This window comes from Salinispora pacifica DSM 45544 (assembly GCF_000378845.1).
Classification (GTDB): Bacteria; Actinomycetota; Actinomycetes; order Mycobacteriales; family Micromonosporaceae; genus Micromonospora; species Micromonospora pacifica.
Genome location: NZ_KB905359.1, coordinates 4,134,501 through 4,153,057, shown reverse-complemented (window position 1 = coordinate 4,153,057; position 18,557 = coordinate 4,134,501). Strand labels below are relative to the sequence as shown.

At 71.4% G+C, this 18,557-nt stretch carries 19 protein-coding genes; 8 read left to right on the top strand and 11 right to left on the bottom strand.

Annotated elements, in window-relative coordinates; all coding sequences use genetic code 11:
• Window positions 1–109: 109 nt before the first annotated feature.
• Window positions 110–1,558, top strand: a complete 1,449-nt coding sequence (locus tag SALPAC3_RS0119070; protein WP_018222780.1) for a glycosyltransferase family 39 protein — start codon at window positions 110–112, stop codon at window positions 1,556–1,558.
• An 88-nt stretch (window positions 1,559–1,646) separates the two neighbouring features.
• Here SALPAC3_RS0119070 and SALPAC3_RS0119065 read toward each other — a convergent pair whose 3' ends face one another.
• Together SALPAC3_RS0119065 and SALPAC3_RS0119060 are read right to left on the bottom strand one after the other, a co-directional pair.
• Window positions 1,647–3,173 (bottom strand): sensor histidine kinase, encoded by a 1,527-nt coding sequence (locus SALPAC3_RS0119065; RefSeq protein ID WP_018222779.1) that lies wholly within the window; start codon window positions 3,171–3,173, stop codon window positions 1,647–1,649.
• A 25-nt stretch (window positions 3,174–3,198) separates the two neighbouring features.
• Complete coding sequence (locus SALPAC3_RS0119060) at window positions 3,199–4,230, bottom strand: SIS domain-containing protein (protein ID WP_018222778.1); 1,032 nt, start codon at window positions 4,228–4,230, stop codon at window positions 3,199–3,201.
• A 185-nt stretch (window positions 4,231–4,415) separates the two neighbouring features.
• Here SALPAC3_RS0119060 and SALPAC3_RS0119055 point away from each other — a divergent pair, with 185 nt between their 5' ends.
• Window positions 4,416–6,230, top strand: a complete 1,815-nt coding sequence (locus SALPAC3_RS0119055; protein WP_018222777.1) for a tetratricopeptide repeat protein — start codon at window positions 4,416–4,418, stop codon at window positions 6,228–6,230.
• 21 nt (window positions 6,231–6,251) lie between these two features.
• Here SALPAC3_RS0119055 and SALPAC3_RS0119050 read toward each other — a convergent pair whose 3' ends face one another.
• Complete coding sequence (locus tag SALPAC3_RS0119050; RefSeq protein WP_018222776.1) at window positions 6,252–7,829, bottom strand: MDR family MFS transporter; 1,578 nt, start codon at window positions 7,827–7,829, stop codon at window positions 6,252–6,254.
• Window positions 7,830–7,932: 103 nt separating this feature from the next.
• Here SALPAC3_RS0119050 and SALPAC3_RS0119045 point away from each other — a divergent pair, with 103 nt between their 5' ends.
• A complete protein-coding gene (locus SALPAC3_RS0119045) occupies window positions 7,933–8,523 on the top strand; it encodes a TetR/AcrR family transcriptional regulator (RefSeq protein ID WP_018810093.1) in 591 nt (196 codons plus the stop codon).
• 13 nt (window positions 8,524–8,536) lie between these two features.
• On the opposite strand, the gene SALPAC3_RS0119040 is transcribed toward SALPAC3_RS0119045, so the two are convergent.
• Entirely contained in the window at window positions 8,537–9,040 is a 504-nt protein-coding gene (locus tag SALPAC3_RS0119040) for a GNAT family N-acetyltransferase (protein WP_018222774.1), read from the bottom strand.
• Window positions 9,037–9,258: a biotin/lipoyl-binding carrier protein gene (locus tag SALPAC3_RS0119035; protein ID WP_018216856.1), complete on the bottom strand. Its 222-nt coding sequence runs from the start codon at window positions 9,256–9,258 to the stop codon at window positions 9,037–9,039. Before SALPAC3_RS0119035 ends, SALPAC3_RS0119040 begins: the two co-directional genes overlap by 4 nt.
• 264 nt (window positions 9,259–9,522) lie before the next feature.
• Between SALPAC3_RS0119035 and SALPAC3_RS29430 the strand changes: the two genes are divergently transcribed.
• The gene (locus SALPAC3_RS29430) at window positions 9,523–9,597 is read left to right on the top strand and encodes a 50S ribosomal protein bL37 (protein WP_372492465.1); all 75 of its coding nucleotides are present in this window, start codon (window positions 9,523–9,525) and stop codon (window positions 9,595–9,597) included.
• Window positions 9,598–9,694: 97 nt separating this feature from the next.
• Here the strand turns inward: SALPAC3_RS29430 and rsrA are convergent, their stop codons facing one another.
• The 5 genes from rsrA to SALPAC3_RS0119010 form a co-directional block, all read right to left on the bottom strand.
• Window positions 9,695–9,982: a mycothiol system anti-sigma-R factor gene (gene rsrA, locus SALPAC3_RS0119030; protein WP_018810094.1), complete on the bottom strand. Its 288-nt coding sequence runs from the start codon at window positions 9,980–9,982 to the stop codon at window positions 9,695–9,697.
• A 1-nt stretch (window position 9,983) separates the two neighbouring features.
• Window positions 9,984–10,790, bottom strand: coding sequence for a sigma-70 family RNA polymerase sigma factor (locus tag SALPAC3_RS0119025; protein WP_018222772.1), 807 nt, complete (start codon window positions 10,788–10,790; stop codon window positions 9,984–9,986).
• A gap of 205 nt (window positions 10,791–10,995) precedes the next feature.
• Entirely contained in the window at window positions 10,996–11,664 is a 669-nt protein-coding gene (locus SALPAC3_RS0119020) for an alpha/beta hydrolase family protein (RefSeq protein ID WP_018222771.1), read from the bottom strand.
• A 52-nt stretch (window positions 11,665–11,716) separates the two neighbouring features.
• On the bottom strand, window positions 11,717–12,106 hold the full coding sequence (locus tag SALPAC3_RS0119015) for a WhiB family transcriptional regulator (RefSeq protein ID WP_026185718.1): 390 nt from the start codon (window positions 12,104–12,106) through the stop codon (window positions 11,717–11,719).
• Between the two features lie 191 nt (window positions 12,107–12,297).
• Complete coding sequence (locus SALPAC3_RS0119010) at window positions 12,298–13,017, bottom strand: SOS response-associated peptidase (RefSeq protein WP_196230317.1); 720 nt, start codon at window positions 13,015–13,017, stop codon at window positions 12,298–12,300.
• Window positions 13,018–13,122: 105 nt separating this feature from the next.
• On the opposite strand from SALPAC3_RS0119010, the gene aroA reads away from it, so the two are divergent.
• From aroA to SALPAC3_RS0118990, 4 genes are read left to right on the top strand one after another with little or no spacing between them, the layout of a single operon-like run.
• Window positions 13,123–14,424 carry a 3-phosphoshikimate 1-carboxyvinyltransferase gene (gene aroA / locus SALPAC3_RS0119005; protein WP_018222768.1) on the top strand — a complete coding sequence of 434 codons (1,302 nt, stop codon included), beginning with the start codon at window positions 13,123–13,125 and terminating at the stop codon, window positions 14,422–14,424.
• Window positions 14,394–15,518 carry a ribosome small subunit-dependent GTPase A gene (gene rsgA / locus SALPAC3_RS0119000; protein WP_018222767.1) on the top strand — a complete coding sequence of 375 codons (1,125 nt, stop codon included), beginning with the start codon at window positions 14,394–14,396 and terminating at the stop codon, window positions 15,516–15,518. Before aroA ends, rsgA begins: the two co-directional genes overlap by 31 nt.
• 25 nt (window positions 15,519–15,543) lie before the next feature.
• Window positions 15,544–16,362 (top strand): histidinol-phosphatase, encoded by an 819-nt coding sequence (hisN, locus tag SALPAC3_RS0118995; protein ID WP_018222766.1) that lies wholly within the window; start codon window positions 15,544–15,546, stop codon window positions 16,360–16,362.
• A gap of 59 nt (window positions 16,363–16,421) precedes the next feature.
• A complete protein-coding gene (locus SALPAC3_RS0118990; RefSeq protein WP_018222765.1) occupies window positions 16,422–17,345 on the top strand; it encodes a hypothetical protein in 924 nt (307 codons plus the stop codon).
• Here the strand turns inward: SALPAC3_RS0118990 and SALPAC3_RS0118985 are convergent.
• A complete protein-coding gene (locus SALPAC3_RS0118985) occupies window positions 17,300–18,502 on the bottom strand; it encodes a glycosyltransferase (protein ID WP_026185715.1) in 1,203 nt (400 codons plus the stop codon). The two genes, SALPAC3_RS0118990 and SALPAC3_RS0118985, sit on opposite strands and share 46 nt — an antisense overlap.
• Window positions 18,503–18,557 lie beyond the last annotated feature (55 nt).

Genomic DNA, 18,557 nt, shown 5'->3' with positions numbered 1-18,557 from the left:
GCCACGGCGTCACCGAAGCAGCCAAGGTTCGCGTGCGGCATCCCACATCACGGTCGGCGGTGTTCCGGTCCGGCCCCGATGGGCTCGGCGCTGTGCGAGGCTCAGCGGCATGGGCACGCGAACCGTGCCGCAGCTGCCGGTGTGGCTGCCGCCGGCGCTGCTGACGCTCGCGGTCACCCTCACCGACGTGGCCGGGGCACAGCTCTGGCGAGATGAGTTGGCGACGTGGAGCGCCGCCACCCGCCCGCTCGGCGACCTGGTCCGGCTCGCCGGCACGATCGACGCCGTTACCGGGCCGTACTACCTGCTGATGCACCTTTGGGTGGCCGGAGCGGGCGATTCGGTGGCCGCCCTGCGGCTGCCGGCCGTGCTCGCCATGACCGCCACCGCGGCGCTGACCGCGCTCCTCGGCGCCCGGCTGTACGGTCGGCCGGCCGGACTGCTCGCCGGCCTCCTCTTCGCGGTGCTGCCCAGCACCTCCCGGTACGGACAGGAGGCCCGCCCGTACGCGCTGGCCACCGCCCTCGCGGTCCTGGCGACGCTACTGCTGGTCACTGCCGTGCACCCGCGGCCGACGGGACAACGGGCCCGACGTCGGCTTCGCTGGGCCGGCTACGCCGCCGCGCTGGCCGCGCTGGGCCTGACCCACCTGGTCGCTCTCACCCTGCTCCCGGCCCACGCGGTGGTGGTGCTCGCCGCCCGGCGGCGGCACCCCGACAAGCACCTCGTCGGGTCCTGGCTGCTGGCCCTCGTGCCCGTGGTGCTGTTGGTCGGTCCGCTGCTCTGGGTCGCCCACGGCCAGCACGCCCGCCAACTCGACTGGGTGGACCCGGCCCGCCCCGCCGATCTCGCCGCGTTGGCGGGCGGGGTGACGCAGAGCGGGGTGGTCGGTGGCCTGCTGGTCGGGCTCGCCGCACTCGGTGCCGCAGCGCTGGGGCGCGCGGCGCTACTGCCCGGGTTGGCCGTGCTCCTGCCGGTGCTGCTGGTCTTCGCCGTCGGCGCGGTTGTCCCCCTCTGGGTACCCCGATACCTGGTCTTCGTGGTGCCGTTCGGCTGCCTGCTGGCCGGTGTCGCCCTGACCCGGGTGCCGTTTCTACCGGCGCTGACCATCGTGGCCCTGGCCGGGGCGCTCGGCCTGCCGGCCCAGACGGCGCTGCGGCGGACCCACGAGTGGCCCCGTTCGGCGCTGGTCGACTACGCCGGGGCGGCCCAGATCGTGGCGGATGGTCAGCGCCCCACCGACGCGGTCGTCTACTCGCCCCGGGAGGGCTGGCTCTTCCTCGACCTGGGCCTGGCCTATCACCTGGGCGAGCATCGCCCCCAGGACGTGCTGCTCTCCGCCAGCGCCGCCCGCCGGGGTGACCTGTGGGCCGCCGAGTGTGCCCGCCCGGCCCAGTGCCTGGCCGACGCGGATCGGGTCTGGCTGGTGCTGGCCGGTCGGCACCACGACCCGCTGGCCGCCGTACCCGGGGCGAAGGGGGCGGCGCTGCGCGACGGGCGGATGGTCGAGCAGGTCTGGCACCCCCCTGGCCTGACCGTCGCCCTGGTACGCCGTTAGCCGCCGCATCGCCGGCCGGCACCCCGCGGTTGGCCGGCGCCGCAGCACCCAGGTCACGCCGTCAGCCGACACGGAGCTCCCCGGGTGGTCACAGCCGGTTGAGGGGAAGGACGAGCAGCGCCTCAGTGCCGCCGCTGGCGCCCGTCCGCAGTTCGATCGTGCCGCGCAGTTCCCCGGTGACCAGCGCACGGACGATCTGCAGACCGAGGCTGCCGCCGCGCTCAGCGTCGAAGCCCGGCGGCAGTCCACCACCGTTGTCGGCCACCGACACATACAGGATCTTGCGAAACCGATGCGTCGAGACCACCACCTCGGGGGAGAAGCCGGCGGCTCCGGACTGCTCACCAGCCTCGTCATCGGCGGGGAACCCGTGCTCGACGGCGTTCAGCAGGAGCTCGTTGAGCACCATCACCAGCGACGTGGCGAGTTCGGCGGTGAGCACGCCGAAGCTGCCCTGACGGCGCATCCGGACGGTCGACTCGGTCGCCGCCACCTCGGTCGCCGCGCTCGCCACCCGGTCCACGATCCCGTCGAACTCGACCACCTCATCGTTGGACATGGAGAGCGTCTCGTGTACCAACGCGATTGAGGCGACCCGGCGCACCGACTCCTCCAGCGCGATCCGCGCCTCCGGCATGGCTACCCGGCGGGCCTGCAGCCGCAACAGGGCGGCGACCGTCTGGAGGTTGTTCTTCACCCGGTGATGGATCTCCCGAATGGTCGCGTCCTTGGTCATCAACGCCCGGTCCCGACGCCGGACCTCGGTGACATCGCGGACCAACACCAGCGCGCCGATCGGCACTCCGGCGGGGATCAGCGGTAGCGCCCGGGTCAGCATGGTCGCCCCGCGCGCATTGATCTCACGGCGGGGCGGCGCCTCGCCCCGAAGCGCGGCAAGCACCGCGTTGGCCGCGTCGGTCCCCTCCAACGGGTCGTCGGCGAGGCGGCGGTGCAGCGCCGCGAGGTCCTCCCCCACCAGGTCCGATGCGTAGCCGACCCGCCGGTATGCCGACTGCGCGTTCGGGCTCGAATACGTCACCCTGCCGCCCGCGTCCAGCCGCACCAACCCATCGCCGACCCGGGGAGCCGAGGTGGTCTCCCCCGGGTGCCGGGGCGGCGGAAAGGTGCCGTCGGCGAGCATCTGCGCCAGGTCGTCCGCCGTGGTCAGGTAGTTCAGCTCCAGCTGGCTGGGGGTCCGGGCGGTCGACAGGTTGGTGTCCCGGCCGACCACGGCGATCACCTCGGCCTGCTCACCGTCGTCGGTCCGCAGCCGTACCGGGATCGCCTCGTGCCGCGCGGGCACGTCCCCGTACCAGACCGGATCGCCCTCCCGCCAGATCCGGCCCCGCCGGTAGGCGACCTCCAGGTGGTCCACCTCCGGCCCACCGGTGATTCGACCTACCTGATCATCCTGGTATGCGGTGGGCGCGGTGGTCGGTCGAACCTGGGCCACGCAGAGGAACGTTCCGTCCTCGCCCACCGGCACCCAGAGCAGCAGGTCGGCAAAGGACATGTCAGAGAGCAGCTGCCAGTCGCCCGCGATCCGGTGCAGGTGGTCGATGTCGGCGGGACGCAGCTGGGTGTGCTCGTCGGCGAGGTCGCGCAGCGTGGACACGCCGCCCAGCCTGCCACGCCGGGGCTCACATCGTCGCGGTGACCTTCTTCAGACCCCGGGGCGCGTCCGGGTCCTCGCCTCGGGCCAACGCGAGCGCCAGGGCCAGGCGCTGCAGCGGCAGGATGTCCAGCAGCGGTGCGTACCGCTCGTCAACCTCGGGAACGGCGATCCGCGTCGCGGTGGGCACCTCCGCCGAGCCGACCACCACCACATCGGCGCGGCGCTCGCCGAGCCGTGGCAGCACCTCCCCCATCGCCTGGCCGCCGGGGCCGGATCCGACCACCGCGAGCACCGGCACGTCCGGATCGGTCATGGCGAGCGGACCGTGCAGCAGATCGGCACCGGAGAACGCGAGCGTCGGTAGGTACGAGGTCTCCATCAGCTTCAGCGCGGCCTCGCGCGCGGTGGGGTACGCGTACCCCCGGCCGGTCGTGACCAACTGTGCGGCGAAGCGGTAGCGGGGGGCGAGCTGGGCAGGCGTCGGATCGGCGAGGGTGTGCGCGGCGAGTTCGGGCAGCATGTTGAGGACGGTCTGTTCGGCGGCCGGCAGCACGCCGTCGCCAGCCCGGATGCCCTCCACCAACATGAGCAGGGCGAGCAGCTCAGCCGTGTACGTCTTGGTGGCGGCCACTGCTCGTTCATGCCCGGCGGCGATGTCCACGCTCAGCTCCGCCGCCTGGGCCAACGGCGAGTCGGGCGCATTGGTGACCGCGAGGGTGAGCGCGCCGGAGTCCCGGGCGGCCTGCAGCACCGCGGTGAGGTCTGGGGAGCCGCCGCTCTGGCTGACACCGACCACGAGCGCGGCGGAGAGGTCCGGCCGGGCGCCGTACGCGGTGATGGAGCTGGGCGAGGCGAGCCCGGCGGGCAGACCCAACCGGATCTCGGTCAGGTAGGTGCCGTAGAGCGCGGCGTGGTCTGAGGTGCCGCGGGCGGTGAACACCACGTGCCGCGGTCGGTGCGCGGCGATGGCGGCGGCGACCCGGGCGATCGGCCCGGCATGCTCGGCGGAGAGCAGGCGGGCGTACGTGGCCGGCTGCTCGTCAATGTCGGCGGCCATGCCGGCCCCTGGACGCGTCACAGAAACTCCTCCTGGTGCGCGATTCCCGCGCGCTTATGTTCAGTCTTGCACTTTTTAGCGCCGAAGCGCAACACAACGAACAGCAGCCCGCAGTCATCCCTAAAAATCCTCACTATCACCTACGCTGACCGACCGGAGCGCATACCACCACGGCGGGAGAAAAGGTGTCCCCGGACAAGCGAGACCTGCCGGCGGCGGAGGAACTGACCCTGGCCCGACTAGCCCTCACCGAGGGCGATCTGGCGCACGCCGCCGCCCACATCGCGGGGGCGCTGGCGCAGGCGCCGACCCTCCCCGAGGCCCACGAGTTGCTCGCCCGGCTCGCTGCCGTTTCTGGCGACGGACTCGCCCTCTTTCCCCTGCACCAGAACGTCTTCGTCGGGACCGTCGTCGCCCGGGCCCACCTACTCGCCGCCGCCGGCCGGCCCGCCGAAGGGTTGGACCTGCTCGTTGCGGCCACTGGCCACGCGCCGGCCGAGCCGTGGGCCGAGGTGCCCTGGGTGACCGCGCCGGACCTGGCCGAACGCCTCGGACCCGAGCGCACCGCCCAGATTCTCATGCAGATCTGCGCCGCGACCGCCGACCCGGTTCCCCGAGCCAGCCGAGCCGCCCTCACTCCATACCTCGCCCTGGCCCGCCACGCGGTGACCGCCCACCAGGGACACGCGCTGCTGTTCGGGGCCGCCTCCGCACTGGCCCGCCGGCTCGGCGAGGTGGCGCTCGCCGTCCAGTGGGCATCCCAGGGGTTACGCACCAAGCCGTCGAAGATCGGCGAGGTGTGGCTCGGGTACGCCTATCGAAGCGCGGGGCGGATCCCAGACGCTCTCGCGGCGCTGGAACGTGCCGTCGCGCACGACCCGGACGACCTCGCCGTCTATGCCGACATCGCCGGCACCCTCGGCGACCACGGACGGCTGGACGAAGCACTCGACTGGATCAACCGGGCACTCGCCCGGGACCCGACGTTCGACTGTGCGGTGCACACCGCGCAGCGGCTGCGCTTCCGGCGCGACGGCGATGTCGCCCACCTGGTCGCACTGGCGGATTTCATCCGGGAACACCCCGAGGATTCCCACGAGCACACCGACCTCGCCGAATCCTGCGCCGGCCAGCCCTGGCTCGGGCAGATCACGCCGGCAGTCGGCCCCGCTGTTGACGCGCTCCGGGCCAACCATGCCGGCGGGCAGCGGAGAGCCACCATCCGGCTCGGGTCGCCGGTGCCGCCGAGCGCCCTACATACCCTCACCCGGGCCGCGCCCGGCCTGCGCGTCCAGCTGACGCGGGGTCCGGGACCGGACCCGCGCGAGCCCCGACGAGCGGTGGACTGGCGCCTGTGGCGACACGACGGCACACCCGCCATCGAAGCCCCCTCGCCGCTGGCCGCGGACCACCTCCGGCAGTTCGTGCATCCGGCGTGGCCCCACCCACCGGCGGCGTACGACGCCGGCGTCGCCCTGGCCACCCTGGACCTGACCGACCTGCTCGGTCTGCTGGCCCATCCGCCGGCCACCCCACCGACCACGCTGGGCCGGGTCCTCGACGAGCAGGACCCCTCTCTCTGGGTCCGCAGCGTTCAGGTATGGGCCTGCCTCGGGCTGCTGCACCACCGCACCGACGAGCCGTGGCCGACCTCCACCCGCCGGTCGGTCCTGCTGGACCTGGCCTGGGGCGTCGAGGACTGGGCCACCGAAGCCGCACTCTTCGCCCTGGTCACCGTCGCCTGGGTCGACCCGACAGTCCGCCCCGAGGTCGCCGCGGTGGTCGCCGAACGACTCACCGATGTGGTTGAGGTGATGCGAACCCGCCCGGTCCCGATCGCCCGGTCCCTGGCGCACCTGGCCCTGGCCACCCCGGACCTGGCCCCGGAGTCCCGAGCGCTGGCCCAGGCCCTGGCCGGTGGCCGGCCACCAACTCCAGCAGCGACCGGACGGCTACGCCGTCTCTGGCGAGGCCTTACGACGATCTTCCGCCGCCGCTGACCTCGCCGGGCCGAGGCTGGGTCAGCGGTGGGTGTCCGGACGCTGGCGCTCCGCCTCGCCGGCCGGCACCGGGATGTTCTCGGTGCGCAGCGGAATCTCCCGGATGAGCCAGGCGAGCATCGGTACGACGACGGTGAACAGCAGGGCCCACAGGAACACGTGCGAGATCGCGTCGGCGAGGCCACCGAGGACCAGTTCCCGGACCGCCTCCGGTAGCTCCCGAAGCTTCGCGAGGTCCATCGCCGCCCCGGCCTCACCGCCACCGAACATCCCGCCGGCGGGGGAGCTGGCCAACCGGCTGGCGAAGACGGCCCCGAAGAGCGAGATGCCGAACGAGCCGCCGATTGACCGGAAGAAGGTCGCCGCACCGCTGGCCGCGCCCAGATCACGCTGCTCAACGCTGTTCTGCGCGATCAGCATCGTCGTCTGCATGAGAAAGCCCATGCCGACGCCGAGCACGAGTAGGTAGAGCGAGGACTCCGCCACCTCGGTCTGCGCGTCGAGCCGCGTCAGCAGGACCATGCCAACACTCATCACCGCACCGCCGATGATCGGGAAGACCCGGTACCGACCAGTCCTGGTGATCGTCCGTCCCACCACCAACGACACCACCAGCATGCCGAACATCAGCGGCAGCAGAAGCAACCCGGATTCGGTGGCTGAGGCGCCCTGCACGGTCTGCTGGTAGAGCGGCAGAAAGCTCATCGCCCCGTACATCGCGAAGCCGAGCAGGAAGCCGATCACCGAGATCAGCGCGAAGTTGCGGTTCGCGAAGAGCGACAGCGGCAGGACCGGCTCGGTGGCCCGCCGCTCGACGACCGCGAAGAAGGCGAGCGAAGCCACCGCGAGAACCACCAGGCCAACGATCTGTGGCGAACGCCAGGCGTACTCGTTGCCGCCCCAGGTGGTGATCAGCACGATCGCGGTGATCCCGACCGCGAGGAGTGCGGCACCGAGCCAGTCGATCCGGTGCTCGGTGCGGTGCCGGGGCAGACGCAGGGTGGCGACGAGCAGTACCAGCGCGGCCCCGCCGAGGGGCAGGTTGACATAGAAGGCCCAGCGCCAGGAGAGATGGTCGGTGATGAAACCGCCGACCAGCGGGCCAGCTACCAGGGCGATCGCCATGATCCCGGCGATCATCCCCTGGTAGCGGCCCCGCTCACGGGGCGGCACCAGATCGCCGATGATCGCCAACACACCGACCATCAGGCCACCCGCGCCGAGGCCCTGCACCGCACGGAAGGCGATCAGCTCCATCATCCCGTCATCCGGCCCGCCGAGCAGCTCGGAGCCCGCCATTCCGCAGAGCGCGGACCCGACCAGGAAGATCACCACCGAGGTGAGGAAGATCGGCTTCCGGCCGAAGAGGTCACCGAGCTTGCCCCAGATCGGAGTGGAGACGGTGGTCCCGAGGACATAGGCGGTAACGACCCAGGTGAAGTGGTCCAGCCCGCCGAACTCACCCACGATCCTCGGCAGGGCGGTGCTGACGATCATGTTGTCCAACATCGCCAGCATCATGGCGATCATCAGGCCGAAGAGCACGATCCGAATATTCGGTCGCCTCAGCGCCGGGGCTGCCTGGGTTGCCTGGGTCATACGTCGTTCCCCTCGGGGTGGTGAGCTTACTTGCCGACCGGCTAGCCACCTTACTAGCCGTACGGTAAGTTGGGGTGCCGACGACAGTCAAGCGGATCAGGTGATGACAGTGCGGGAGAGCACCGGCAGCACGCGGGAACGAATCAAGACCGTCGCCCTGGAGCTCTTCACCGAGCAGGGCTACGAGAAGACCTCGCTCCGCGAGATCGCCGAACGGCTCGACGTGACGAAGGCAGCGCTCTATTACCACTTCAAGAGCAAAGACGAGATCGTCAACAGCTTCGTCGAGGACCGCCTCGATCAGCTGGATGACCTCGTCGCCTGGGCCAAGGCGCAACCCGCCACGCTGACCACCCGACGGAACATCATCGGTCGGTACGCGGACACCATGTGCGCCGGGCAACACTCGTCGGTGATGCGCTTCTTCGAGCAGAACCAGACCGCGTTACGGAGTCTCGCCGCCGGCCAGCAGATCCGGGAGCGGATGTTCCAGCTGGCCGACCTGCTCTGCGGCGACGACTCCTCCCCCGAGGCCCAACTCCGGGCCACCCTCGCGCTCTTCTCCGTACACAGCAGTTGGTTCGGGGTACGGGCGCCCGGCCTGACCGACCAGGAACGAAGGGGGGTCGCCCTGAAGGTGGCCGATGAACTCATCACCGCCATCGGCCCACCCACGACCGACGACCCCCGCTAACCCAGCCGCCAGCTCAGGCGGGCAGCGAGAGCCGCATTCCACGCAGGAGCACATCGGCCACCGGCGACCAGTCCAGCTCCGGTGCCCGAATGAACCCCCGCCGCAGATAGAGCCGCTGCGCCGAGGCGGCGAGGCCATCCCGGATGCAGATCACCAGCGCGGAACAGCCCAACTCGGTCGCCCGCGCCACGCACGCCTCCACCAGAGCCGCGCCAACCCCCCGGCCCTGCGCTGCCGGGTCCACGGCGAGCATTCGGAACTCCGCCTCACCGGCTCCGGAGAGCTCGGCAAAACGGGTACCGGGCAGCACGAAGAGGACCGAACCGAGCACGGCTTCGGTGCCGGCGTCCACGGCAACCAGCACCTCACCGTGCTCCACCCGAGCCGGGACGTCGGCGAGCACAGCCGCGTACCCATGCTCGCCCTTGAGCTGTCCGTCCGCCTCGTAGGCGGCGACTGTCAGCCGGGCGACCGCGGCATGGTCGGCCGGCTCGACGGGACGGACCAGGACACTCAACCGATCACCGCGATCAGGTCGCCGTCCTGCACCACGTCCCCCTCATTGACCGCCAGCTCCTGCACGACGCCGTCGGACTCGCTGACGACCGGGATCTCCATCTTCATCGACTCCAGGATCACCAGCGTGTCCCCCTCGGACACGGTGTCCCCGGCCGACGCGACGACCTTCCAGACGTTCGCCACCATCTCGGCGCGGATCTCCTCGGCCATCTCCACAGCCCTTTCTCTCGCGACTGTCCTGCCGACGTATCCAATCATGAGCCGGGCCGGGACGGGTGGCCACGCCAAGACCCGATCCACAGCCAGTTTCGCGCCGGGACGCCCGAGCACCCCCGAGAAGCAGCGCGCGTGCCCCTCGCCACGGCGGCGCCGCGGGGCGGGCCCGCCGGCCGACGGCAGCAGCACTAGGGTCGGACGCGTCCGGTTTCCCGTCGCGGCGGTCGTGCTGCCGCGGCGCCCACGAACCACGAGGAGGTCACCATGGCCAAGAGGGCCCGGAAGAAGAAAGCCCGTAAGAAGGGCGCGGCCAACCACGGCAAGCGCCCCAACTCCTGAGCCGCCGCCACGACCAGGCCCAGCCGGCTCGGCCAGCGGGGACAACGGTGGCCCGGACCGAGGTCGGTCCGGGCCACCGCGGCGTCACCCCGGTCGGTCAGTCAGCCAACTCTCGCGACTCGCTACTGCCGAAGACCACGAGTTCGGCGATCTTGCTGCGAAGCCGCTCGCGAAGCTGGTCCGGAGCGGTCTCGTTACCGCAGCAACGGGCCACGAGCGCCTGAACCTCCTGCTCGATGCCGTATTCGCGCAGGCATGGCCCGCACTCGTCGAGATGGTGTCGGATCAGCTTCCGCCGCTCCTCGGCGCACTCCAGGTCCAGGTAGAGATAGACCTCCGCCAACACCTCGCGGCAGTCCGTCTCGTGCGGCTCTCCACAGCTCACGTCACACCCCCCGGCCGGTCGAGCCCTTGGCCGACGACGCAGAGCTGAAGCCCCGCTCGGCCGCGTACTGCTCCAGCAGCTTGCGCAGATTACGACGACCGCGGTGCAGGCGTGACATCACCGTGCCGATCGGCGTACCCATGATCTCGGCTACCTCCTTGTAGGAGAAGCCCTCGACGTCGGTGAGGTAGACCGCCAGCCGGAACTCCTCGGGTAGCTGCTGGAGGGCCTGCTTGATGTCGCTGTCCGGCAACCGATCCAGTGCCTCCGTCTCCGCGGAGCGCAGCCCGCTGGAGGTGTGCGACTCGGCCTCGGCAAGCTGCCAGTCGGTGATCTCCTCGGTCGGCGCCTGAATCGGCTGCCGCTGCCGCCGCCGGTAGGAGTTGATATAGGTATTGGTCAGGATTCGATACAGCCAGGCCTTCAGGTTGGTGCCCTGCTCGAACTGGTGAAAGGCCGCGTACGCCTTCAGATACGTCTCCTGGACCAGGTCCTCGGCATCTGCCGGGTTGCGGGTCATCCGTAGGCCGGCTGCGTAGAGCTGGTCAACGAAGGGCATCGCATCCCGCTCGAAGCGGGCCCTGCGCTCGTCCGTCTTCTCGGTGGTCAACCGCACATCCCCTCGCGTCGGCTGTTTCCTCGCCGAGGATACGTGTACCCGCTCGCCGACAGATTCACTTCCGCCCAGGTGCCCGACCGAGACCCCGGCTACCGACGGCACCGCTGGCCAGTCCGGCCCCTCCAGCACACGGTGTAGCCGCCGCGTGTCCCGCTTGTCCAGCTCCCGGGCCTGCGTCTCGACCGGCATCGGCCACCCCCTCGTCGGAAAAGTCGTCCGCGGGGTGTAACGCAGGTCGGCGGGGCGGGAATTCCAGCCATCGGCCCCCTTTCCTGGTCCCGGCCCGACCTCGGCGGGGACCGGAACTGGGACCAGGAAGGGCCCGGGAGGACCGGCGCCGCCGCCGGGCTGGGCGGGCGGCGCCATCCAAAGCAACGAGAGTCTCCCACCGCGGTCACGCCTCATCGGTGCGGTCAGGCGGTGCGGCCCCACGCGACGACCCATCCGGGGGACGGGTCCAGCCACCGGCTCGTAGCCAGTCGAGGACCACCGTCGCCGTGCCCAGCGGATCCCTGCGCAGCTCATGCCGCTCCCCCGGCCGGGTGATGACGTGCACCGTCGACACCGCGGCGACCGGTATCCCGAACGGATCCCGGTCGCCGTTCACCACCACCGTCGGCACGTTGGCCGGCAACTCGGCGGCGCGAGAACGCTCCGGTCGGCCCGGTGGGTGCAACGGAAACGCCAGGGCCACCACGCCGGCTGCCCCCACCGCGTCGGCGGTACGGCAGGCCACCCGGGCGCCACTGGAGCGGCCGCCCACCACCAGCGGAACCTTGGGACACCGCGCCCGAAGTGCGGACAACACCACCGTCCAGGCCGCGTCGAGCTGCCGCGCGGGCGCGGGCGCGCGCCGCCCCGCGAGCCGGTAGGGCTGAGTCACCCGGGCAACGACCAGACCGGCGGCCAGCGCGGCGTCCCGCAGCGCGAGCAGGTCCGGCGCATCCACCCCGCCGCCCGCCCCATGACCGAGCACCAGCAGGGCGGACGGCGAACCGACGGGCCGGTCGAGGTCCACCCCGGCCGGCCCGTGCGGGGTGTTGATCTCCTCGGTCGGTGACACACCACCATTCTGACCGTCGCGACACTGCTCCGGGCACGCGGCGCACCGACCCCTAACCGCCGAGCGGCACCGGGGTCAGCCGCCGGCCCCGGACCAGCGGCCGGGCGGCGTCCGTGAGCGCGGGCTGACCCTCGCCACGCCAGGCGACGAGCATGGCCCGGCGCTCGCGCGGGGTGGTGCCACCCCACACGCCGTAGCAGTCACCGACCTCCAGCGCCCAGGCGAGACAAGCCCCCTGGACATCGCAGGTGTGACAGAGCGCGATAGCGGCGTCCGCCGGCTCGTTTGGCGCCGGAAAGAAAGTTTCCGGGTCAACGCTCTGGCACAGGCCTCTGGTACGCCATGCCTCGTCTTGCTGGCGCTCGTGCAGCGCCCGCAACAGGCGCGTGTCACGTCGTGCCGCAGCAACCTCGTGTGGACGGGGCATACGTGCCCTGGTCATCCACCCACCTCCCCCGTGGGACCGGAAATCTCGGGCGCAACTCGCCGCATGCGAATCGACGCCCACCACCGGCGATCTGGTGTATCGCACTTTTTGACGTCGATACAAGGGGTAGCGGGAAAAAGCTAAAAAAAACAAGAAAGTTTTGCTCTTAAAACCGACAAATCACCTGACCCTAAGTCACGGATACGTCAGAAAAGTGTCTCCTCTCCGAGCCCGCCGCCACGCCGGTGCGGCACCGACGCGGTGACCCGTTCGACGAGGCCCGGGCCGTCGTTACGGACATTGCCAACCGCCGGCCCGACCGGACGGATCTCCAACCCGGCCAGCCACTCCAGCGACGGCGGGGCGAGCAGATCCACCGGCCCGTCCATGGGCCCCAGCCAGGCACCCCACCGCTCGGTGGGCAGCAACAGCGGCATCCGGTCATGCACCTCGGACAGGTCACCACGGGCGGCGGTGGTCACGATGCCGCAGGTGAGCAACGGACCGTCGGGGCCCTCCCACACCGACCAGATGCCGGCGAAGACGACCGCCGAGCCGTCCCGGGGAGTCAGGTAGTACGCCTGTTTGCCACCCGGGTGACGGACCCACTCGTACCAACCGTCCGCCGGCAGCAGACAACGGTGACGGGCGAAGGCACGGGCGTACGCCCGACTGGTGGCCACCGTCTCAGCCCGAGCGTTGATCATGCGAGCAGCGCCGGCCCGGGAGCGCGACCAGGCCGGGACGAAGCCCCAGCGCCCCAGGGAGAGTGTCCGCTGGCCGGCCGCGGTGGCCCGAACCAACGGCACCGGATCGGTGGGGGCGACGTTGTAGGCTGCGCTGAGCCGACCGCCCGTTTCGTCGTACGCCTCGAACATCGCGCTCAGGTCCCCCGCGGACCGGGTCGTCGCGTATCTCCCGCACACACCCGACACGCTAGCGCCCCCACCGGTCGCCCGCCGTCCCGCGAACCGAGCGAACAACCGGGGGTAGCCGTCAGTAACGGTTCGTGCAGGCGGCAGAATGTAATCGTGGGACATCTGACCGCTACCCGGCCGCTGCGGCCGTGGACCGCGCCGACCGCCTCGGATCCGGTCTCGACGGCGCTGCGCCTACCCGGCTCCAAGTCACTGACCGCTCGTGCCCTGGTGCTCAGCGGCCTGGCTACCGGCCCATCGACGCTCGCCCGGCCCCTACGGGCCCGGGATACCGAGTTAATGGCCAACGGGTTACGGGCGATGGGTGCGCACGTCTCGATCAGCGACGACGAACGCTGGCTGATCCGGCCGCACCCGCTGGCCGGACCGGCACACATCGATGTCGGACTCGCCGGCACGGTGATGCGCTTCCTGCCCCCGGTGGGGGGCCTCGCCGACGGTCGAATCACCTTCGACGGCGACCCGCAGGCCCGCCAACGTCCACTCGGACCACTCCTGGACGCACTGCGCCACCTCGGCGTCCGGATCACCTCGCCGGCCTCCGGGAGTCTGCCGCTGACCGTGCTCGGTGCCGGAAACATTCGCGGCGGCGAGGTCGTGATCGACGCCAGCGCCTCCAGTCAGCTCGTCTCCGGGCTGCTACTGGCGGCGCCCCGCTTCGACCGGGGGGTGGTCGTTCGACACGTCGGCCCACCGGTGCCCTCCGCGCCCCACCTGCGGATGACGGTGCAGATGCTGCGAGCCGCCGGTGCCGCCATCGACGACACCACCCCCGACGTCTGGACGGTCGAACCGGGCCCACTGACCGGCCGGGGCTGGAAGATCGAACCGGACCTCTCCGGCGCGGTCCCCTTCTTCGCCGCCGCACTGGTCACCGGTGGTGAGGTAACCGTGACCGGCTGGCCGGGCGGCAGCGTCCAACCAGTCGAGCGGCTCCGCGGGCTGTTACAGGAGATGGGGGGCGAAGTGTCGCTCTCCACCGCCGGGCTGACCGTGCGGGGCACCGGCAGCGTGCACGGCCTGACTGCCGACCTCTCCGACGTGAGTGAGCTGACCCCGGCGTTGACCGCGCTGGCGATGCTCGCCGACTCCCCCTCCCGGTTTACCGGGATCGCCCACATCCGGGGGCACGAGACCGATCGAATCTCGGCACTCGCCCGCGAGTTCACCGCGCTCGGCGCCGACCTGACCGAATCCCAGGACGGGCTGGCGATCCGACCCCGGCCGCTCCGCGGCGGAGTATTCGAGACCTACCACGACCATCGAATGGCGCACGCCGCCGCGATCGCCGGGCTGGCCGTGCCCGGCATCGAGCTGAGCGACGTTTCCTGCACCTCGAAGACGATGCCGGAATTCCCGGCGCTATGGTCGGCGATGGTAACCGGCAAGAGCTGAGGGGAGCTGTCCTGGCGACGAGGCGGCGGGAGTACGACGAGGACGACGTCCGGATTCGGCCCGGCAGGTCGTCACGCCCGCGTACCCGAAAGCGTCCGCGCCACGCGGACGCGGTCGAGGGGTTCGTCATCGCCGTGGACCGCGGCCGCTACACCTGCGTGCTGGCGAACGTCGACCCGAGGCAGGCACCGGTGACCGCGATGCGGGCCCGGGAGTTGGGTCGCAAATCCGTCGTGGTGGGCGACCGGGTCGGGCTGGTTGGCGACACGTCCGGCGCGCCCGGGGCGCTGGCCCGGATCGTGCGCATAGCCGGCCGCAGTTCGGTGCTGCGACGTACCGCCGAGGATGACGCGACCACCGCCGAAGGGCGACTGGAACGGGTCGTCGTCGCCAACGCCGACCAGCTCGTGATCGTCAGCGCACTGGCCGATCCGCCACCCCGGACCGGCTTCATCGACCGCTGCCTGGTGGCCGCGTACGACGCCGACATCGAACCGCTGCTCTGCCTCACCAAGGCCGACCTCGCCGGACCGGAGGAGGTGCTCGGGTACTACGCCGAGTTGGCGCTGCCCTCCGTCCTGATCTGCCCCGACTCGACCCTGGACGCGCTACGCGGTCTCCTGGCCGGACGGATCTCGGTACTGGTGGGGCACTCCGGCGTCGGCAAGTCGACACTGGTCAACCGCCTGGTCCCCGCGGCCACCCGGGCAGTCGGCCAGGTCAGCGCGATCGGTCGGGGCCGGCACACGTCAACCAGTGTGGTGGCGCTCCGGCTGCCACCGGTCGCCGACGCCGCCGAGGGCTGGATCATCGACACCCCGGGGATCCGCAGCTTCGGGTTGGCCCACGTCTCCGCCGAGAGCCTCCTACACGGCTTCCCCGACCTCGCCGAGGGGGCAGCCGACTGCCCGGCGAACTGCCCACACACCGCCGGTGAGCCGCTCTGCGGGCTGGGCGCCCGGGTCGCCGTCGGCCAGGCCGACCCGCGCCGGCTGGCCTCGTACCGGCGGCTCCTCGCCTCGCGCACGGGCGAGAGCGAGCCACGCACCAAGCCGGGTTCCCGAGACCCGGGTAGCCCGCCGGCGGAGAGTTGACCAGACCGGCACTACTGTTCCCGGGATGAAGGGTTACGCCGCCGACATCACCCTCGCCCACCGCCTCGCGGACGCCGCCGACGCGGTCTCCACCGCCCGGTTTCGCGCCGTGGACCTGCGAGTGGACACGAAACCAGATCTCACCCCGGTCTCCGACGCCGACACCGCGGTCGAGCAGGAGATTCGGGCTCTGCTCGGTGCCGAGCGCCCCGACGACGGCCTACTCGGCGAGGAGTACGGCGAGCAGCCCACCGGCCGACCAGGCGGGCGGCAGTGGGTGATCGACCCGATCGACGGGACGAAGAACTTCGTTCGCGGCGTGCCGGTGTGGGCCACGCTCATCGCCCTACTCGAGGGGGACCAACCGGTCGCCGGTCTGGTCTCCGCACCGGCCCTGGGGCGGCGCTGGTGGGGGGCGCTCGGCGAGGGGGCGTACGCGGGCCCGGACCAGGCGTCCGGCGCGCCGATCCAGGTATCGGCGGTGACCGAGCTGACCGACGCCAGTTTCTGCTACTCCTCGCTCGACGGCTGGGAGGAGCGCGGGCGGCTGCCGGCGGTCCTCCAGATCATGCGGGACGCGTGGCGCAGCCGGGCGTACGGCGACTTCTACGGATACATGCTGCTGGCCGAGGGCGCGCTGGACATCATGGTGGAGCCGGAGCTGTCGCTGTGGGACATCGCCGCGCTGGTACCGATCGTGACCGAGGCGGGCGGCGCCTTCACCGACCTGGCCGGCCAGCCCGCCCCGGGGGCCGCCGGCCCCGGCGGGATCAGCGCGGTCGCCACGAACGGTCCGCTGCACAGCGACGTCCTCGCCCGCCTGGAGCGAGCACCTGCGCGCTGATCTCGGTCAGCCTCTATCCTCGCGCTGTGGTTTCCTCCGGTTGGTGCTTCCTCGCGGCAATGATCATCGCGTACGGGCTCGCCAACCTACTCCAGTCGGTCGCGGCGGCCCGCACCACCGTGCACCACTCGTTCGACCCGGGGTTGCTGCTGCGACTGGCCGGACACCGCACCTACCTGCTCGGTCTGGGCTGCCAGGTCGGCGGTTTCGTGCTGGCCTTCCTGGCCCGACGGGATCTGCCGCTCTTCCTGGTGCAGGCCAGCATGGCGGCGGGGCTCGGCGTGACCGCCCTGCTCGGGGTACTCCTGCTGAGGTGGCGACTACCAAGGGCGGAGGTCGTCCTGCTGGTGCTGCTCGTCGCCGGGATCGCCGGACTGGTGCTCTCGGCCCGGCCGGCACCCTCGCGGCAACTCGGCACCGCCGGCCTGGTAATCCTGGCGGCGACCCTGGGCGTGATCGCCCTCCTGGGCTTCTTCGCGGTACGGCTGCACGGCGCGCCCGGATCGGTCGCGCTCGGCTCCCTCGCCGGCCTGGCCTTCTCCGCCGCGGCGGTGGCGGCCCGACCACTTGCCTCGACCCACTCGGCGGAGGAGTTCCTCGGCAATCCGCTGTTCTACCTGCTGGTGGCCCACTCGGTCATCGGCCAGCTGTTACTCGGCCTGGCGATGCAACGCGGGTCAACCACGGCCGCAGTGGCCGCGATGGACGCGGCCGGAGCGGTGCCGGCAGCCATCATCGGGCTACTGCTGCTCGGCGACCAGATCTGGCCGGGACGGGAGTGGCTGGCCGCAGCCGGCTTCCTGGTCACCCTCGCCGCCGTGCTCGGGCTGACCCGATACGCGGAGCCGCAGCACCAGCACGCCGCGACCGGTAGGCGGGAACGGGTCGTGGTCAGCGTTGGCCGGGCCAGCTCAGCGCCGCCGGGGCGGTTGAGCGCTCAGGCGGCCTCAACCGGGGCGCGACAACGGACCACCCGCTCGTAGAGCCGCTCCAGGGCAGCACCGGTCCGCTCCCACGTGTAGCTACACCGCACCCGGTCCACGGCGGCGTGCCCGTAGGCGAACCGCCCGGCGCTGTCGGCCATCAGCTGACGCAGCGTCACCCCCAGGGCACGTACGTCCCCCGGCGGAACCAGCCGTCCGGTGACCTCGTCCACGACGGCGTCGGCGATCCCACCCATCGCGTACCCGACGACCGGCACGCCGCAGGCCATCGCCTCCAACGACACCCGGCCGGCCGACACGTAGCCCGACGTACACGCCACCACGTCCGCCGAGCGGTACCAGGTGGCCAGTTGCTCGTGCGGCACCGCCCCCACCAGAGTCACCTGGTCGGCCACCCCATTGTGTTCGGCCAGTTCCAGGAGTTGGCGTGCCTCGGCGTGCCCAGCGAGCCGCTCGCCTGGCGGGCCGCCGACGATCACCAGTTCCGCGTCGCCGATCATCCGGATCACCCGGATCAAATCCTCCTGGCCGTGGCCGGGGTCGAGGGTGGTCACGGAGAGGATCCGCGGTCGCGCCGCACGCAGCGCCGCCTCCCCGTCCGGGTGGAACAGCTCCGCGTCCACCCCTGGTGGGACCAACGCCACGGAGGCACGTTGCAGACCCAGCCGGGCCAACTCGTCCACCTCGTCGTTGGACTGAGCCACCGCGATGTCCACCACGCGAACGAGTGCCCGCTCCAACGGAATTCGCTCCGGTGGCGCCCCGTAGCGCGTACCGAGGCGGCGCAGCTGTTCCAACCCGAGCGAGTGGAACGTCTGCACGATCGGGATGTCGGTCTCGCGAACGGCGTGCGCGGCGGCGAGCCCACCGAGCCAGTAGTGCCCGTGCACCAGTTCCGGCACCCAGTCGTCCGCCCACCGACCGGTCAGCCAACGGCCGTACTCGGCGACGTGGCCAACCAACTCGCCGGTGGGCACCGCCGCGGCGGGACCGACCGGGACCCGCTCGATCAGGTAGCCGTCCGCCGTCGCCGTCGCCGCCTGGTCCGGGGCGTCGTGGCGCTCGTAGAGCCGGACGTCGTGCCCCCGCCCGGCGAGTTCGGCGGCGACCCGGGCGATGTGCTGATGGGTTCCGACTGACAGGCCACCGGCACGCCGGGACGGGTCGGCGTGCGCGCAGACGAGACCGACACGCATGGTCACCTCCAGGCATCGTCACAGTGGCGGGTCCTCCCGGTCAGAGGGTCCCATT